Annotated in this window: 17 protein-coding genes; 12 read left to right on the plus strand and 5 right to left on the minus strand. The window is 53.6% G+C overall.

What is annotated here, in order from left to right; translation table 11 throughout:
- The 4 genes from metC (at nucleotide 1) to IAE37_RS06305 (ending at nucleotide 3476) form a co-directional block, all read left to right on the plus strand.
- Nucleotides 1-1155: a cystathionine beta-lyase gene (metC, locus tag IAE37_RS06290; protein WP_201171055.1), complete on the plus strand. Its 1155-nt coding sequence runs from the start codon at nucleotides 1-3 to the stop codon at nucleotides 1153-1155.
- Nucleotides 1156-1244: 89 nt separating this feature from the next.
- Nucleotides 1245-2072: a transporter substrate-binding domain-containing protein gene (locus IAE37_RS06295; RefSeq protein ID WP_201171058.1), complete on the plus strand. Its 828-nt coding sequence runs from the start codon at nucleotides 1245-1247 to the stop codon at nucleotides 2070-2072.
- Between the two features lies 1 nt (nucleotide 2073).
- Nucleotides 2074-2724, plus strand: a complete 651-nt coding sequence (locus IAE37_RS06300) for an amino acid ABC transporter permease (protein ID WP_117139587.1) — start codon at nucleotides 2074-2076, stop codon at nucleotides 2722-2724.
- Nucleotides 2721-3476, plus strand: coding sequence for an amino acid ABC transporter ATP-binding protein (locus tag IAE37_RS06305; RefSeq protein ID WP_201171061.1), 756 nt, complete (start codon nucleotides 2721-2723; stop codon nucleotides 3474-3476). The genes IAE37_RS06300 and IAE37_RS06305 overlap by 4 nt, the downstream gene beginning before the upstream one ends.
- 286 nt (nucleotides 3477-3762) lie before the next feature.
- Here IAE37_RS06305 and IAE37_RS06310 read toward each other — a convergent pair whose 3' ends face one another.
- Nucleotides 3763-4203: a helix-turn-helix domain-containing protein gene (locus IAE37_RS06310; protein ID WP_201171063.1), complete on the minus strand. Its 441-nt coding sequence runs from the start codon at nucleotides 4201-4203 to the stop codon at nucleotides 3763-3765.
- Nucleotides 4204-4820: 617 nt separating this feature from the next.
- On the opposite strand from IAE37_RS06310, the gene IAE37_RS06315 reads away from it, so the two are divergent.
- From IAE37_RS06315 to IAE37_RS06325, 3 genes are all read left to right on the plus strand, one after another.
- Entirely contained in the window at nucleotides 4821-5129 is a 309-nt protein-coding gene (locus tag IAE37_RS06315; RefSeq protein WP_201171064.1) for a hypothetical protein, read from the plus strand.
- 69 nt (nucleotides 5130-5198) lie between these two features.
- Entirely contained in the window at nucleotides 5199-5696 is a 498-nt protein-coding gene (locus tag IAE37_RS06320) for a hypothetical protein (RefSeq protein ID WP_201171065.1), read from the plus strand.
- 95 nt (nucleotides 5697-5791) lie between these two features.
- Nucleotides 5792-6520: a metallophosphoesterase family protein gene (locus IAE37_RS06325; RefSeq protein WP_201171066.1), complete on the plus strand. Its 729-nt coding sequence runs from the start codon at nucleotides 5792-5794 to the stop codon at nucleotides 6518-6520.
- A 636-nt stretch (nucleotides 6521-7156) separates the two neighbouring features.
- Here IAE37_RS06325 and IAE37_RS29145 read toward each other — a convergent pair.
- Nucleotides 7157-7981, minus strand: coding sequence for an IclR family transcriptional regulator (locus tag IAE37_RS29145; protein ID WP_442967772.1), 825 nt, complete (start codon nucleotides 7979-7981; stop codon nucleotides 7157-7159).
- Nucleotides 7982-8022: 41 nt separating this feature from the next.
- Between IAE37_RS29145 and IAE37_RS06335 the strand changes: the two genes are divergently transcribed.
- Nucleotides 8023-8775, plus strand: a complete 753-nt coding sequence (locus tag IAE37_RS06335) for an SDR family NAD(P)-dependent oxidoreductase (protein ID WP_201171070.1) — start codon at nucleotides 8023-8025, stop codon at nucleotides 8773-8775.
- Nucleotides 8776-9313: 538 nt separating this feature from the next.
- Here IAE37_RS06335 and IAE37_RS06340 read toward each other — a convergent pair.
- Nucleotides 9314-10561 carry an amidohydrolase family protein gene (locus IAE37_RS06340; RefSeq protein WP_201171078.1) on the minus strand — a complete coding sequence of 416 codons (1248 nt, stop codon included), beginning with the start codon at nucleotides 10559-10561 and terminating at the stop codon, nucleotides 9314-9316.
- 1211 nt (nucleotides 10562-11772) lie between these two features.
- Here IAE37_RS06340 and IAE37_RS06345 point away from each other — a divergent pair.
- Nucleotides 11773-12138 carry a histone-like nucleoid-structuring protein, MvaT/MvaU family gene (locus IAE37_RS06345; RefSeq protein ID WP_201171081.1) on the plus strand — a complete coding sequence of 122 codons (366 nt, stop codon included), beginning with the start codon at nucleotides 11773-11775 and terminating at the stop codon, nucleotides 12136-12138.
- A gap of 173 nt (nucleotides 12139-12311) precedes the next feature.
- Here the strand turns inward: IAE37_RS06345 and IAE37_RS06350 are convergent, their stop codons facing one another.
- Nucleotides 12312-13280, minus strand: coding sequence for a hypothetical protein (locus IAE37_RS06350; RefSeq protein WP_201171084.1), 969 nt, complete (start codon nucleotides 13278-13280; stop codon nucleotides 12312-12314).
- A gap of 547 nt (nucleotides 13281-13827) precedes the next feature.
- Here IAE37_RS06350 and IAE37_RS06355 point away from each other — a divergent pair.
- The 3 genes from IAE37_RS06355 to IAE37_RS06365 all read left to right on the plus strand — a co-directional run bounded on the left by IAE37_RS06355 (nucleotide 13828) and on the right by IAE37_RS06365 (nucleotide 16300).
- On the plus strand, nucleotides 13828-14874 hold the full coding sequence (locus IAE37_RS06355) for a DUF4062 domain-containing protein (protein WP_201171086.1): 1047 nt from the start codon (nucleotides 13828-13830) through the stop codon (nucleotides 14872-14874).
- A 246-nt stretch (nucleotides 14875-15120) separates the two neighbouring features.
- Entirely contained in the window at nucleotides 15121-16053 is a 933-nt protein-coding gene (locus IAE37_RS06360; protein ID WP_236409810.1) for a DUF4041 domain-containing protein, read from the plus strand.
- A 37-nt stretch (nucleotides 16054-16090) separates the two neighbouring features.
- Nucleotides 16091-16300 (plus strand): hypothetical protein, encoded by a 210-nt coding sequence (locus IAE37_RS06365; RefSeq protein WP_201171088.1) that lies wholly within the window; start codon nucleotides 16091-16093, stop codon nucleotides 16298-16300.
- 703 nt (nucleotides 16301-17003) lie between these two features.
- Here IAE37_RS06365 and IAE37_RS06370 read toward each other — a convergent pair.
- A complete protein-coding gene (locus IAE37_RS06370; RefSeq protein ID WP_201171090.1) occupies nucleotides 17004-17405 on the minus strand; it encodes a helix-turn-helix domain-containing protein in 402 nt (133 codons plus the stop codon).
- Nucleotides 17406-17800: the final 395 nt, after the last annotated feature.

Consider the following 17800-nt stretch of genomic DNA (forward strand, 5'->3'; position numbering starts at 1 on the left):
ATGAAGTATATGGATCACGCTGGAAACCCATTTGCCAGCCTATCACCCACAGTCTGGCGGGGCTCCACAGTCGTCTTCGACACCTTTGAAGACTTCGTCTCTCGTAAAGAGCGTCAACCCGACGGCTACAGTTACGGTATCACCGGCACCCCAACCGCTCGCGGCCTTGAGCGTCGAATCGCGGATCTTGAGGGCGCAAAGCACTGCGTGCTCATGCCTTCTGGGGCATCGGCCCTGATCACGACGGTCATGGCTTTTGTTAGGGCAGGGGATCACCTTTTAATCTCAGAGTCATGCTATGGCTCACTCAAAACCTTCTCCCGGCAGTGGCTTGCTAACATGGGTGTGGATGTGGAGTTTTATCCGCCCACCATCGATGCTGAAATTGAAGCGCTGATTCGTCCCAACACCAAGATGATCTGCATGGAAGCCCCAGGCACTGTCACGATGGAAATGCAGGACATTGCTGCGATCACCGAAATCGCCAAACGTCATGGTGTGCTGACCATGCTGGACAACACCTGGGCCAGCCCTTTGTTCTTCCGGGGCATTGAGCACGGTGTTGATTTTGTTGTTCAAGCAGCTACTAAGTACTTCAGCGGCCACTCAGATGTCCTCATGGGAAGTGTCAGCCTTGATAACTTCGAGCTCTACGGTGTGCTTCGGGAAGCGCAGAGCATTTTCGGTCAAGCTGTAAGCCCTGATGACTGCTTCTTGGTCGAACGAGGGCTGCAGACCTATGCATTGCGCCTCAAGGAGCAAGGGCAAAAAGCACTGCGCATTGCGAGATGGCTGGAGACGGTGCCTGAAGTCAAGGAGGTATTGTATCCCCCGCTAGAAAGCCATCCTGGGCATGAGATCTGGAAGAAGCATTTCAAAGGCCCCGGTTGCTTGTTCTCGTTTGTACTGCAAGCACCTCCTAGCGAAGAACAATTTGGTGTGTTCTTCAACGCATTGAAAGAGTTTCCGATTGGTGCAAGTTGGGGGGGCACGCACAGTCTGATTGCGTATTACCCAGCAAGCCAGCAAGCCACGAGGCGCTTCTCGCCTACCGATCAATCCATTATCCGCGTGTCCATCGGACTAGAAGACGAAGAAATTCTACGGGAAGACCTTCAACAGGCACTCGCTGCGTATTCCCGCATACTGTATTGATGCAAATCTTGCGACAGATAAGATTGCGATGAAATTTAATCCTGCCATAAGCAGCAGAGTTTCTGCAATATAATATAGGATGAATATTAATGAAGCAGTTCACTACGTGTGTCGTTTTGGGTGTTGCGATGTTGTGCGGTGTTTCGATGAGCGCTTGTGCTGAAGACTCGTTGAAGGTCATTAAAGAGCGTGGTGTCATTCGAGTCGCTAACACCCAGTCGAGTCCGCCTTGGAGCTACTTGGGGGAGGATAATAATGCTGCTGGCTATGATGTCGCCATTGCAAAAGAAGTGGCAAAGCGTATAGGGGTGCCGAAAGTCGAGTTTGTAGCGGACAGTTTTAAGAATTTTGTCGAGGGGTTGAAAACAGATAAGTACGATGTGGTCATGAACGACGTGACACCCACCGAAGAGCGTCGTAAGCAGGTCGATTTTGCAAACCCGTATGGTGTCGAGCAGTTCTATATTTTTGTCAAAGAGAACAATGACTCCATCAAAAGCATCAAGGACATGCCAGGGAAGTCTGTAGGCGTGACCTCTGGCAGTAGCAACGAAACATGGGCCCGCAAGCATATGACGTCGTCCGATATTCGTGCGTATGAAAATGGCGGTCTACTGTTCAACGATTTGGCCATTGGCCGAGTTGATGGCGTGCTCTCTTCCCTTTTTGGTGGTGAGAAATTCAAAAAAACCAATAATTTACCCATCAAAGCGGTTGGTGAGCCGCTGACCTATCAGTTGTCGGCACCCGTAGTCGCGAAGGGTAAGGATTCTTTGCGAGATGCCATCAGCAGTGCTATCGATAGCATGGTCAAGGACGGCACGGTTGACGCATATTCAGCCAAGTGGATTGGTACGGACTACCACATGACTAGAGGCATCGATGCAGCACTGGCTGAGCTAGCCGAGGACAAGTGATATGTGGGATCTGTTCCTTCGCTCGTTGCCTCTATTGCAGACGGCGTTTCTAATGACGCTGGGTTTGGGCTTTGCTTCGTTCGTGCTTGGCTGCGTGCTGGGCTTGGCCATCGCGCTGCTCCGAAACTCCCAGGTTCGGATACTGAGAACCATTGCATTCGCTTATGTATCCATTTTCCGTGGTACACCGCTGCTGGTGCAGATGCTGCTGATCTACTTCGGTCTACCTCATTACGGAATCGTCGTAAGCCCTATACCCTCAGCCTTGATTGCACTGAGTTTATTCGCAGCCGCTTACCTGAGTGAGATTTTTCGCTCGGGTATCAACTCCGTCGATCCTGGGCAGTGGGAAGCTGCCGACTCCATGAGCATGGGCTATTGGGTTTGCTTACGTAGAATCATTCTCCCGCAGGCATTTCGAATTGCGCTCCCGCCGATGGGCAGCCGGCTGATCGCGCTTATTAAGGACACGTCCCTGGCATCAACGATCACCGTTATGGAACTCACTCGTGTGGCGGAGCAGGTAGGTGCCGCTACCTTCAAATACATGGAAATGTTTGTGATGGTTGGCGCCATGTACTGGGTAGTGAATCAGCTACTGACAATTCTACAAACCTGGCTGGAAGGTCGCTGGACGAGGCATATGCGATGAGCAATTCGAAAATACGTGTCAGTGGTCTGCGTAAGTCGTTTGGCTCACTGAATGTCCTTCATCAGATTGACCTCGAAGTGAATAGCGGCGAGGTTGTGGTAGTTCTGGGGCCATCCGGATCGGGTAAAACTACGTTGCTCCGCTCGCTCAATTTGTTGGAGAAGCCAGACGGAGGGAGCCTCGAAGTCTGTGGCCATCGTGTCGAAGTTGGGGTGGGCGGTAAGCTCGATAGCGAGTCCAAGCGCCAGGTAAAGCTGCTCAGACTAAAAACCGCGATGGTCTTTCAATCCTTCAACCTTTTTCCGCACATGACGGCTCTGCAGAATGTGGCCGAAGGCCTCATCAGTATCAAGAAAATCGCAAAAGCTGAGGCTTATGCGCGTGCACGGACATTGCTCGCAAAGGTAGGCCTTGAAAGCAAGGAGCAGAGCTATCCTGCAAAGCTGTCTGGAGGGCAGAAGCAGCGGGTGGCCATTGCGCGCGGCTTGGCAATGGAACCGGAGGTAATTTTCTTCGACGAGCCCACATCTGCGCTGGATCCCGAACTTCGAGATGAAGTCCTTTCGGTCATGAGGTCATTGGCTAGCTCAGGGATGACAATGCTGGTGGTAACCCACGAGCTTCGTTTTGCTCGTGAGGCTGCTGATCGAATCGTGTTCATGGAGCATGGAGTAGTGGTGGCAGACGAGCCACCCGAAAGCTTCTTCAACAGTCCTAATGAGCGGATCCAGAAGTTTCTCTGCCGGTACTGACATCACAACGCAATTGCTCGAGCTCAGGGCCCACTTACAGTCTAGCGATTGTGAGGAGGCCCCTCATTGCTGCCTAGACCTTTCACCCTGCGTCAATCGACTAGGGCTGGCGGGGCTTAATCAACAGCTTCGACGCTCATGAGGCATTTGAAGGCTGGCTGTTGAGGTCGTGCCTGAGCAGGTTGATCAGTGAGCAAGATCGTGATGATCCTTGCGCCTCCCCGTCTTCAACAGACGCCCCTCTGATGCATCCCCCAGCCAATTCCACCGAAAAATCCGCACGGCTCTACCAGTGGCGCGCAGCCGTCGACTTTGAGATACCCAGCATCCTGGAGGTCTCCGCTTTCGAGTGGCCAAGGGATTTCAATCGCTGAACTTCATCGCGCAATTTTCCCGCTTCGATGACACGAGGATGGGGCGCGGTTTGATCGTCAATCGAGAGCGGCTGCTCAAGCGCATCAACAGCCTCTAGCTCATTACGGACAAGCTCCAACAGCTCCGCCGGAGGCATTTTTTCACTAGCCCCATACGTCAATGCGATCAGGGTGAGGGGATGGATTTTCAGCAGGCCGGCGATCTCATCGAGCCGTTGCAATGTGACGCTCGATTCGCTCCTTTCCAGGCGAGAGACGTGCGACTGGGACACGCCGCCCTCGAAATCGGTTTGAAAGACTTGGCGTCGAAGGCGCATGAATTTGAGTGCTGAAGCAAAAGCTTGCCGGAGCATGAGCATCCCGTACCGGAAATCCCACTATATGCCGCGTTTGCGCAGTTCGACTCAAACCCTTATAGTAATTCCAGCGGCACCTCTGTTTGTGTGTGCCCTTGCGTTCACCTGGGCAGCAGCTTCATCACTGTCTAAGGCGTGTCGCATCACATGATGCGCGCTCAATACTCTGCTAAATCCTCCTTAGAGGTGGCGAGTGGCGAGTACGTTCTCAAGCGACGTCAATTTTCTGGGAAAACGTTTAGTCCGTTCCTGCCAGCCTGATCCGGAGAGCCGTTGTTGACATGAGAGTGAAAAGCTACTCAGACCTGCACTTAGAGTTCTCGAAAGGGCCTCCACTCGACGTGGACGACGCTGACGTAGGTCTCGTGATCCTGGCGGGCGACATACATACCAACGGGAGGGGCATGGCTGGGGCCCAGAACACCTTCACGTCGCGTATGGCCGTCAGCGGCAACCATGAATTCCACAGCTCGGTGGGTCTTTGGGCGTACGCATAGCCATGTTGAAGTGACTTTTGATGGCTGTCGAATAGTGAGTAATCCTCGAGGCTACCCAAAGGAAGGCTGTGGTTTCCAGTTTTTACTGTTGAGATTTAAATTAACGCTGAGAGCGCAATGTATAACTATCGGGAAAAATTAGCTGAGGCGGCTCAGCAACAATTCAGCCATCCAGTGACGGGCTTTTTATTAGATGCACGCCTGAAGGATAAGGGCGTGAGGGGTGCGGTTTTTAATGACGCCTGCAATCGCTATGAAGACGGAGATACCTTTACAACAAGCGCAGTTCAAGAGGTGCGTCAAGAGCATGGTTACACTTTGTACATTACGGAAAATGGTTCCTGTTACGTAGCCGTGAGCCACATGCTCTTCATTGAAGATGTTATCGACGGCGTGCCCCAGGCTTTGATCCTGCGTGCAGGCTGACCGGGGCTCCCGACCTAATGCCCAAGGCTCCGGGAAAAATCGCAGCTCTGCATGATTAAGGAAAAATGCATGTCTGATCTAAAAAAAATGGTTGTCACTATCAAGAACTATGATCTCCAAGCTATCGGTGATCTTGATGAGCTTTATAGTCGCGTGCGGCTGGAGGATGAGCAAGGCAATACGTTCTACTTTAAGCAAGTTGTAGTACCTAAGTATCTTAGAGGGCACGGAGCTATGGCTAAAGATGTCCCGCGAACCTGGTATTTCAAGCATGTGGCAAAAAAATCTATTGTCCTAATCGCTTATGAAAAAGTTAATGGTAAAGTTGAATATGATCTCGATGATTTTCGGGTGATTGCACGGGCGACGGTCTTAAAAGGAATTGTGGTTGCGCTGCTCTCTATTCCTGGCGGAGTTATCGCTGCTACAGCGACATTTGGGCTAGGTTTGATAATCATCCCGATGGGGGTTTATTACGGCTATCGCAATGTGTTCAGGCTTCCAAAAATGTTGAGTCGGAAAAAGTTGATTGATGAATTCTCAGCGTTTGGTATCTCCGTACGCTGATAGCCTAGGGAAGCAGCTATTTCCTGCAGGGCCCCCGCTTCGCTGGATGCACCAGAGAGCCAATTAGCCTGTCGATACGGAGACCTGGCGATACGATGCGAATCACAATCTACTCAGATCTTCATTTGGAGTTCGCTGAATTTCATCCTCCCGCCACGGGTGCTGATCTGGTCGTATTGGCCGGCGACATCTCAGTGCGTGGCCGCGGAGTAGACTGGGCGAACGGCAATTTCAAATGTCAGGTGATCTACGTCTGCGGCAATCACGAGTTCTACAAGGGCCATCTAGACCGGACGTTCACAAAAATGCGTGATTCGGCTGCTGAGCACGTGCACGTCCTAGAAAACCAAATCCTGATCATCGGTAACACGCGTTTTCTGGCCGCTACAGCTTGGACGGACTACACGGCTACGGGCGACTACAGAGCGGCGATGAGGGTCTGTGCGGAGTGGATGACCGACTTCAAGAGGATCCGCACCGGAGAGGGCTACAGCAAGCTTCGTCCTGTCGATCTCATCGCTCGAAATATCGCAACACGCGAGTTCCTAGCTACAGAGTTGGCGAAGGACTTTGACGGCAAGACTGTCGTTATAACCCACCATTGCCCCATCCAAGATGTCGCCGGCGAGGGTCACGAAGGGCATCTCGGCGCAGCGTACTTCAATCAGTGGCATGATCTGGTCGCTCAAGCTGATGTCTGGATTTTTGGTCACACTCATCAAGCAGTGGACACGGTTGTTGAAGGCTGCAGAGTGTTATCGAACCCGAGAGGTTATCCTGGCGAGCCCACGGGTTTCTCGCCTGATTTCACCATCGAAATTTAACCACACATGTGACGATTTCTGAGCGTTCCGCAGCGGTGCTGGCAGCCTGGGGATTGGTGCGATATCGATACATGATCTGGCACGCTTGGCCTCCTAAACGCTCACCGAAATCAATCAGGGGGAACGACTCTAATTGCTGAAAACGTAGGCCGGCCTCGGACAAACTTTCCAAAAAGCGACATTACTTTTATAGATGCGACATCCTGTCCACCCCCCCCTCTTGAAAATTTTTAAGCGAGACGGAGTTCTTATATTTGAGAGCAAGAGAAAAGCTGCGGTGCCGGAGCCTCGCCGTTTTGCCAGGAAAAACCGGGTCTGCTTTTCCCTTTTCTGCTTTTGCCTTGGCTCTTGATGTTGATCTGAAGGCACTCGGTTTTCCAGCCAGATGGGTCAGCCGACAGGCCGCGGTGGAAAAGGGGATCGGTATTTCGGCGGCAAGGCCGCCGCTTTCGCTTTGACTCCAAATGGAAGCTTCTGAAAGGCAAAAAAATTGAGCGCCGGACACAGGGCCTTTATTCGGATCAGTCTGTCCGGAATTTGAAGCTTGGCCACCCTCGATCGTAGGGATGCGGAAAGGCCATGCCGGCCTGAGTTGAGCGGCTAGCGATTTCAGCGCAAACCAACTTCATGGGCGGCCTACATGCAAACCAAAGATGCGAGCTCACGCACCGCTTGCCGGGCTTTCACTTCCATCCAGCGCGGCTCCATATCCTCTTCAGCCCCACTGATTCCGAGTGCTCCCACGAGTACTCCTTGGTGGCGCAGTGGAATGGCCATACAGTGGAGCCCAGGGCGGGATGCAGATATGTCAAAGGCAAAGCCAGATTCCTTGACGAGCATGAGTTCGTGTTCAAGGTCATGATCAAGCGATGCATTACGGCGAACGCGGCGAGCAAATGACCGGTCGTGCGCCAAGAAGATCTTACCTACCGCGGATGTCCTAACGGCATCTCTACGGGCATCGACATGGTCAGAAAGTGGGCTGCCTTGTTGATCGAGGCTATCCAGCGTGAGGTACGAGCGTGTGCCGCTCGGGATCGCGAGGTAACTGTTTCGCTGGCATATCTCGTTAAAGGCGTGCAAGGCTGGGGTGAATAGCTCCCTGACCCAATCTGCGCTGTCGGTGTGCACAGTGGTGATTGAGCGGATCCTGCTGCCAGAGGTGTATTCATTGCCCTCGTTTGAGACATAGCCGAGGTCGACTAGGGTGCTGAGTAATCCATGCGCTGTACTTTTACTCAGCCCAGTGTTTCGACAGAGAGTTGCGAGACCAGTACCGCGGGGCATTGTACTCAACTGCTCCAGCAGAGCCATCGCTCGCTCTACTGATTGGATATGCCGACTTTGCTTTGCCACGGCTGAAACCTCATCTGATCCGTGCTCCAAAGTCTGGAGCAAGCCTGAGCGTTCGACAATGTCGAATTTCGCACCCATTTCCCAAGCCAGCCTTTCGATCACCATTTGGATCAGTACAATGTCTTCATCAACACAGAGGATGAGACATGGATCTGGGATTGAAGGGCAAGCGTGTTTTGGTAAGTGGTGGCTCGCGCGGTATCGGGCGCGCCATCGTTGAGCTGTTTATGAAGGAGGGTGCTCAGGTCTGCTTTTGTGCTCGTGGTGCTGAGGGTGTGCGCAAGGCAGAGCAGGAAGTCTCAGGGTTCGCACGGGGCTTTGTCGTGGACGTTCAAGATTCTGCCCAAGTGACGCATTGGGTCAATGAAAGTGCCGAGCACATGGGAGGGATCGATATTGTGATCCCCAACGTCTCTGCGTTGGCGGGGGATGGAACCATTGAGTCGTGGCGTTTGGCATTTGAAGTGGACATCATGGGCTCAGTCCACCTGGTCAATGCAAGCCTGCCTCATCTCAAAGCCTCTGATGCGCCTGCTGTAGTGCTTATCTCGACCGTTTCAGGCCGGGAGATCGACCGCTTCGCTGAGCCATACGGGGTGCTGAAAGCGGCGCTAACGCACTACGGCAAGACCCTGTCGGTTCAGCACGCCAAAAGCGGCATCCGTGTGAATACTGTCGCCCCGGGTAACGTGTATTTCCCCGATGGGGTGTGGGGCGATATTGAGCGCAATGATCCGACCGCTTTCGCAGAGTGTCTTGCTGCTAACCCTCTCGGGAGAATGGCAAGACCTGATGAGGTTGCCAACGCAACGGTATTCCTGGCGAGCCCAGCGGCGAGCTTTATCACAGGGACGACCCTGCTGGTGGACGGTGGGTTGACTCGTGGCGTGCAGTTCTAGACCGGAAGCAGGCAAACGCTAGCCGAACGGGCGCCTTTGCTCTGAGGCATCCTCGCGTTGCTCATGTTCGGCAGGCGTTGCTCAGACATATGCGCAACGGCGATCTAGACCAAGCTGTAATCGAGGGGCGCGTTGAGATTCAGTTGTCAGAGTGTCAGTGAGAACGCTATCCGCTGTGCGAATGCCAAACGCTGAGAGTTAGAGGGCACACTCAGCAAACCGATAGGTGATCTCTTCGGCGCTGACCTTGGCTTCAAAAGTTTCCAGCTCGTCCGCCCGGGTGCCCCCCGGGGTGCGGTTGAGCGCCTAGTAAGCAATCTCAGTGCGTTGAGGAAGCGCGGTTTAACGAAACATGGCTGATGGTCTAGGTGGCGGGCGGCGCCTCAATGTTGAACTCGCCAGAAGCTGCTACCTGTTCGGTCGGGGGCTAACGCCAGCTGGATTGAGGTCTTTTAGTGCTGACAGGAACCACTTGATCGGTGGAGGCGGAGGTTCTGACGTCTTGGGGCTGTGGTGACTCCCAGTGAGGGTAGGGTGGCTAGCTCTTCAGCAGATGACGAACCCCCTCTCGAGCCTCCTCCGCTAATGCGTGCAAGTCCAAACCTAGCAATACTCCATCGCGCTTCACCAATCTGCCGTTAGCAATGACATTGGTCACGTCGGCAGGCGAAGCAGATTGGACAATGGTGGCGGCTGGATCAATGACGGGAAACATGCCGATATTCCGAGCGTTGATCATGATCATATCAGCTCGCTTACCGACAGTTATTGAGCCGGTCTTATCGCCCCACCCCATGATGTCGGCGGCCCCTTGGGTTGCCCAGTGAAGCACATCACGAGCGGTCATCGTTTGCTCGTCACCGGTGGTTGCGATGGCTAGGTTCAAACAGGTCTGCATGAGCATGAACGGGTTCGCGTTGCCTCCGAGCACTAGGGTGTCCACGCCAAGACTCACAGGCAGCTTCGCGAGGTGAAGTGCTGCCACTGGGGGCAAGCCGTACCCGACTCGCATTTCAGTCAGGGGAGTTAGACAAACGGATGCTCCGGATTCACGAATGCTCTCCAGATCTTGCTGATCAGCATGCGTTGCATGTACTAACTGCACTTTAGGGAGCAATAGGCTCCGGCTGGCAAGCTGCTGTATAGCCCGCTTTTTCTGCATCTGCTTGGTCACAGCAATGTGAGTGGAAATTGGCAGAGAGTGCTTTGCCGCGAACTCAAATTCTTCTATCCAGATCTCCGGGCCAGTGCGCTCAGGGCCGCGTACTGCCAGTCCCAAATCCAATCTCCCTCGCGCTGTCTGTTGGATGTGCTCGCTCACGCGCTGTATGTCAGCAAAATCCATAGGGGAGGTCTGTGGCAGATCCTGCGCATAGCCGTACCACAAGCGGGCACCGATACCCGATGCCGCCAGTGCTTTGAGCTCAGCTTGTGCAAATTCTGGGCTGCGGATGTTGTGTGACCAACTGTTCACCGTGGTGAACCCAGCGTTAATCGCTTCCGCTAAGCCGAGTCGCACGCTCAGCTCGGTCAGCGCCGGGGTAAAACGCTTGCTCGTGCGTTGCTGCGTCTCGAAGAACGCTGGCCCTCCCGGTATGGGAGCGCTGCTGCGCAGCAAGCTATTCCAAAGATGCCAATGGGTATCGATCATACCCGGCAACACAATCATGCCTGCGCCGTCGAGCACCTCGGATCCGGCAGCGGGGAGCGATTTGCCGATCTCTCGAATCGTCCCGTTCATGATGAGCACGTCAAAGCCTTCAAGATCACCCAGCTTAGGATCCATCGTGATTACTGTGGCGTTCTGGATGAGAAGGCTTGATCCCTGCGAGGGGGACGAGGGTGGGGCTGCAGCCGCTGCTCCTGGAAGTATCAGTCCAGCAGTTATGAGCGAACCTAGGTGAACAAACTGCCTACGATCAATCTCCATACTTCACTCCCTTGATGGCTGCTGACAGAATCCATGAGTTTTGAGTAGCTGAGCGCTAGCCATTTACCTTAGATGACCAACCTCGTGGTCTTGGATCCAGCATGTCGCGAAGCGTTTCAAAATGCTTCTCGGAATTGAGACTAACCCTGCCACCGGGCAGGCTAGGCTGTCGAAACCACTGTCGAGCTCTTCTCGTCGTCTAGAATGAGTCGAACGATCGCTTAGTTGAAGGCAGTGTCTGTTTGGGCCGAGCGGCGGCGCATTGGTTGGTGGAGCAAGCCGGAGGGCGTCTTGGATAAATCTGACAAACATCCGTCAATGCTGAGCGACGACGAGTACGCCGCAATGATGCGCGAATTCAGGTCGGCTTCGGAGTGGATGGCTGAGCAATTAGCAGCGAAGCGGGCTAGTCCTTGCTCCGATCAGGTGGTGGGGCTTGGGATGGCGAGCCCTAATGAGAGAGCATCGTTAGCAACGCAATTTTTGCCCAAAGCCCGAATTTAGGGGGACACGACTCCTACCCTCGTCGAACCCCGCTCGTTCGTGCAACCTAGGCATAGACACTTCAAACGCGTCTCGACCTTTCCTGGCAAAGAAAGCCTCCAATATGAGTGCTAGCTACTGCCCGATGCCCGGATTTCTGAGGGGGCTACAAAGCTTTGACAGCCGCTCGCAGGTGGAATAATCGCGTGTGTAGTTATATAGGATCGGAGAGGAAATCATCGTCGTCGGGTACTCAGGAGACGAATTACATTTAAACGATGTCGTATCGGCTTACGCGCAGTAGCGTCGCGTTGTAGTGGTTGAATGGGTAGGGTTGGGTGTCACACAGGTGAGTCGGATTACGGTGTGGATTCAAAAATATAAAACACGAAATTTGCAGCATTATTATCTGCCTAGTATTTTGGATTTTAACCAGTGGGAGTGATGCCTGTGTTTGGCATGGTCTGCTGGTGGAAGCTGTAGGTTGAAGTAAAATTTTTTTGAATATTTGACACCTGAGGGTGTATGGAACTAATATTTGCTCAGCATTGAAGCATCATCTCATTTAAATTCGAGGTAGTATCATGTCCCGTTTGGCAGAATTTCGTCAGCTTGAACAAAAATTGGCCGCGCAACTGGCTGAGCTCGAAGCGCTCAAAGGTTCGTCGGAACTTCAAAAAGAAATTGAGTTCGAAACCAAGCTCCGTGATTTGTTGGCCAAATATGGCTTTAGCTTGCGCGATATCATCAATATTTTGGATCCCCAAGCTAACCGTCGCTCCAATGCTCCTGCTGTTGAGACAAGCCCTCGTCGTGCTCGTCAGGTGAAACAGTACAAAAATCCGCATAACGGCGAAATAATCGAAACCAAGGGTGGCAACCACAAGCTGCTGAAAGAGTGGAAATCGCAATACGGCTCGGATGAAGTAGAGTCCTGGCTCGCTCATTAAGAATCATCAGCTTGCTAAAGCCCCTTTAAGGGGCTTTTTGCGTTGAGTCGTAGGGCAGTGCACGTGAGTCATAGGTAAGCGTCCGTTCAATTTCCTTGCACGCTGGGCTGCCAGAACGGCTGCACTCCGTTGGACATCAAGCGGGTTAGTGGGCACTTACCTTTTCAGGTTGGTCAGTCAGCCTGAAGGGCATAGCGGCACATGCCACACAGCCGAGTCATATCGTCGTCGTTGTCTATTTCCGACTCCAACGTCACGCCGCACTCGGTACAAGCTGGGCCTGGGCTGTCCTCAAGGCATAGCAGGCATTCAAATTCTTCTGTTAGGTAGCTGAAGTGGCCGCAGGAGGAGCAATGTTCCAGCGGGGCCTCACCTCCCTTTGTTAGGGCGTAGTACAGATCTGCGAAATAGTGTTTCGTAGCGATGGTTTCAGCTGCCTCGGCGTAACTAGCGCTATGGGCGCAACAGGTACATGCAAAGGCGATCTCCGATGCAGGACTCACCAAAGCGACGGGTTTGATGAGGGGCGATTTACAGGCAGGGCACTGCAGCAGTTCTACCGAGTCTTTTAGAAGCTCATGTCCCCAAGGTACCTCCTTATTGGCTACTTTGCAGATTTCCAGTTCACGATTGTAGAAAGCTTCCTGGGCCGTCAAGAATTTCCACAGGTCTTCGCCGAGTAGTTCGATTGGGGTTCGGTCGAGAAAGCGCGGTACGAACTGCTGGATGAGGTGGAAGGAAGCAGCCATCGCTTCGGCTAACCCTGACGGAGGCAGCTTGGAATAGTAATGCTCGACATCGTTACGCATGTTGGTCAGCTTTTTGAGAAGGCTCCAGTCGATGCCCTTAACTCCAAGGTTCTCAAGGCGCTCTTGGATTGTTCGTACATCGACTGTCTGTCCTCCTTTGCCAAGCCAAACGGGGTTGCCATCGGCATCCAGACCCGTGGTCACATGCTGTTTGAGAAAGGCTTCATTGGAATCAGCTGGGCTCAGCTCCTGAAGTTTCACCTTGAACATCAGCAGCAGGCCGGCTGAGAGATTTCGGATCGCCGACAGGGCGCGGGCGTCGTCGGCTGGAATGGTTTTGAAATCCTCAATACCCAAGCGGATCGAGGAAACAGCGTTGTCGAGCATTGTCACCGTTCACTTCCTTGCGAGGCTGCAGTGTCGTAGGCGGAGTGTAGACGACCATTAGTACACGATTCGATTGATCCTAAGCTCACCTTGTCGCCAATCCTAGAGGGCGCGCTCGCATGTCGGAGGCAGTCCGGGCCTATCACCAAGCTGAGGATCGAGGTGCACCGGAGGCAATAATGTAGCGGCTCCGTCTCGAAGCAGACCATCTTTACCAAACCGTTATCGACTTTCAGCTTTACGTGAATGGTTCGCTGGCCTCTAACCTCCACTGATTTGAGATTTTTCTCGGTAGCACTGTGTGGCTTGACAGCGCCCCATCAAGATCACAGCAGAAGAATAGATTTCCGCCAGCACCGGGGCAGATCCTTGTCTGATTCATGAGCCGGATTTGGCAGGGCCTGAATATGTATGGACATGCCCAGGGTTATAGCAGGGGATGACGGCTGATCATTCGCCATTTGAGCGCTAACTCATCTAGGTCGCGCGCTTTGCATCGGACTCTCTTAAGACATACAGTAGCCATCATTGCTGTCGGTTTTGGGGGATCACAATGAAGGTGTTCGTTAGCTCCGTGGTTGGAGGGTTCGAGCAGTACCGCGCTGTAGCTCGGAAAGCCATCACTCTCCTTGGACACACGCCAGTGATGTGTGAGGACTTCGGAGCCCGCCCATATTCATCACAGCATGCGTGTATGACTGAGGTCGACCAGGCTGATGTGGTGGTATTAATCCTGGGGGCGAGTTTTGGCTATCAGACGGAGACTGGGGAGTCTGTGACCCAGCAGGAATTTCGGCGTGCAAAGGCTTCAGGTAAAAAGATCTTGGCCTTCCTCGAAGCCGTGGAAATGGATGAGCGCCAGAAGGCATTCTCTTGGGAGGTATCGGACTACCTCGACGGGCTGTTCAGGGTGACCTTCTCCGATCAATACCAGCTCTCGGACGGCATCATTCAGAGCTTGAATCAAATGTCCGTCAGCCACAAGGCCATCACAGAGCAGGATTTTGTGCAGCGCTTGCAACTGCACAGTGGTCATGATCGTTGGAGTGGGTACAGCCATGAGGCGCGCTTAGAAGTAGCGTTTCTCCCACAGCCGGAAACTGTCGGGACGTTGCGGGTTGCTCACACCCAACATGAGTCTATCTTCCTCAAGATCTGCCAAGTCGGCCTTGGATCTCTCAGGGACGGCTACAAGGATTTCGACAGTGCCGACCAGACCGGGATCAATACACCAGCGATCAAGTGGCGGCATCATGAAAGCGGGCTTTGTTCCTTGTCTATTTCACTCGCGAACGCATCAAGCTCACGCAGCTTCATGGATTCCTTTTACCTCTCGCCCTCTCTGGTCAGGAAAGGGGCCGAGGCAGCATTCAATTTGCTAAGCGAAGGGAAGGGCGGGTGGTTTCAAATAAGTTTGCATGGTGTCGACCACAAGCTCTTCGCAGAGCCTCCTGCGACTGCGACCAACAGCCTATCGATGCCGCACCGCTCGCAGCAAAATCTAGAGGAGCGCACGTTGTTGATTCCCGCCACGCAGGCAGCATACCTTCACTGGCTGGACGAGGTAATGTTCCGATTTGAGCGCAAGATGTCGATGTAGCTATGTATACGGGTGGGAGTAAAGCAGGCTGAGCGATGCGGCCTGCGAGGTTGGTTCTCCTGACTGCTGCTCTAGGGGGACTAGTCGCGTATTCACCGCCATTCAAGAACAGCGTTCGTCGCTCGGCATGCTGCAGACCGGTTTTCTGCCCTGCCCATCATCACTGCGCGGTGATGGTCTTAGTGGCTAATGGCCGTCATGGCAATGTAGGATTCTCCTTTCATTTCAGACAGGGAATCGCTGCAGATGGAGCTTATAGCAATAGTCGCAGGCATCACCGCCTGTGTGTTTCTCATACAGAGCATCCGGGCAAAGGGCGTGATTGGCCAGTTGAGGATGGAGCTTGCGGCTAGGCAAAACGATCTCAAATCCACCGAGGAGGAATCCGCGGCGCGGAACTCCAGGCTGCAGCAAACCTTGATTGAATTGGAGCGTTTCAGAGAAATTCTCGATGCCGAGGCAGAAGCTGCGAGGATCCTCGGCGAGACTCGAGTCGAGCGGAGCCAACTGCTTCAGCAGGCGCAGGCCAAATTGACGGAGGCCGATCACCTACTAAAGCAAGCCATTGCAGATGCCGAAGCCGAAAAAGTCCAAATACTCAGCAAGGGCAGAGCAGAGCGCGATCAGCTATTGCAGCAGGCTCAATTGAAGGTCAGTCAGGCTGAGAGCCGCTTGCAGCAAGCTGTTGCAGATGCCGACAAGATCGTCGCTGATGCTCAGGCGCGTGCTCAGCAGGTTGCGGGTGATGCTTTGGCTGCAATGGGAAAAGCCAAGCACTACGCCGATGCTGCCCAAGCCATGAAGAACGTTGTTGAAGGGTATGGCGATGCTTACATCGTTCCGACCTTCAGCCTCCTGGATGACCTAGCCGAGGAATTCGGTTTCACCGAGGCTGGCCAGAAGCTCAAAGCAGCCCGGGAATACACACGCTTTATGGTCAAGGCCGGAAGGGCTGCGGCTTGCGACTATGTCGAGGCTAACCGTCGCGACACCGCTGTACGCTTCGTCGTAGATGCTTTTAACGGCAAGGTGGATTCCATCCTCACGCGTTCCAAAGCTGACAACCATGGGAAGCTGGAGCAGGAAATCCGCGATGCTGCCGCACTGGTCAACCTTAACGGTGCGTCATTCCGAAATACGCCGAGCTTCAACCGACCTGTAGACAAGCTAATGTGTTGAAGGGTGGAAGGCCTCAGTAACCATTGAAGGAGCAACCATGAAGGATCGAGTCCGGCAGCCGCTGCTACCTGATGACCCGATGTATCAGCTAGCTGTTGATGCTATGAAGAAATATGACCAGGCCAAAGCGGATGGTCTGCCCGATGCGGATTTAGATCGACTTCGACTAGAGGCCGAGTACGCATTCCAGTCAGTTACTGACTACCAACTCGAGATGCTCGGTGGCCCATCACGCACGCGCCATTAGTCATGACTGGCGGCGAACTGGCGATCGTTGGGGAGTCTTCTAGCTTGCGATGTGGGCTGGTATGCCTTCAGGAATCACATCGATTACTGTGCGGCGCGTCTTCAAGCGCAGCGGCTAGTGTTTCCAAGGCATCCGTCAGACGGGCATCCTCGCGTGCGTCTCCGCTATTGGGGACAAATTGTTGGCAGTGCCTTAACAAGGCATCACGATCGTTGTGGTTTAGATCCAGCTGGACAAGCATAGCGGTTCCAAAATGATTGAGTTGCAGTCAGCGCCTTGGCTCGGCACGATTTAGAGGGCTATTGTGCGCCGATTTAAAGTCATGAGGGCAAGTAGGTGAAGGCTCAGCAGGAGGCCTCTGTCAGGTTGTGCGCCGCCGCACATTATCGTGAACACCTTTCATCGATAGTGAGTGATGCAGTGATCAGCTACTGCCGCAAACCCGGACTAGACAGCTTGACACGCATCCATAAACGGGACGTCGGAGCCGCGGCATTTGCGGTGCTCGAACGCCTCTTACCGAGCGCTAATGTGCCGTGTACAGATAGCAGTTATATCTACGTCCGGCAGCAGCTGCGGTCTCATGTGAGTGTGCACGTGCTCAAGCGACTTGTGGATGATCAAGCCGCGCCCGCTGAGCTTAGGGATACGCTATTTGAGATTGATCTTGGGCTTTGATTCCGAGACGAGTTCGCACGTTTTTCTATTCAGCGAAGTGCAGCTCAGTTTGAGGTGAGGGGTAAGCTTGTGTCCGCCGGCGGGGTTGGGCAGCTCTTGTTGCGCAGACGGCTGGCCGCGATGAGATCCCTAGCGCTTTGAGCGCATCGTTGGCGTCCAAGTCTGCAATATCAGCTTTGAGTCGCTGCAATAGGGTGTCAATGGGTTCACCGCGCTCTAGGCTCAACGTCAATGTGAACAGTGTGAGAGGGCTGAGCCCCAGGGCCTCACTGATGACCGTCAGCTTGTCGACCGTTGGGCTTGATCGCCCCTGTTCCAGTTTTGACATATACCCCCGACTGCTGGCTTCAGCCATGTGCTTATGCGTCAGCCCGCGGCTTACTCGCATTGCTTTGAGTACAGTGGCGAAACCTGTTTTGAGCGACATGCATGCTCCTGGCCAAATATGGGCAAGAAGGGCTCCCACACAGCTGCAGCAGCAGAAAACCCAGACCTAGAGCATTGGAGAGTACCACAGGGATTCTCGCGGTTTGTCAGCCCCCGGAGAATGCAAGCGATCGCACGCGGGTTGCGTAGGTTTTCATACCGCGCTTAGGGGGTGGTGGCGGGTTGGTATCTTTCCGGGGGTGACGGCTGGTTTCTGTACGGTGCCAATGTTGCGCGCGCTGAATGGATGATAGCCGTAAATGGATATGTTATAACGTATCAATTGGTCTTTTTGCACCGGGTCTGATCGCTTGCGTTTGCGGGACGATTTTCGCCCTTTGGATCATCTCAAGCGCGGCTGACTGAGAGACTTTCAGCCTAACGATAGGACGCAGG

Source organism: Pseudomonas sp. S31, assembly GCF_016648105.1.
Taxonomy (GTDB): Bacteria; Pseudomonadota; Gammaproteobacteria; order Pseudomonadales; family Pseudomonadaceae; genus Aquipseudomonas.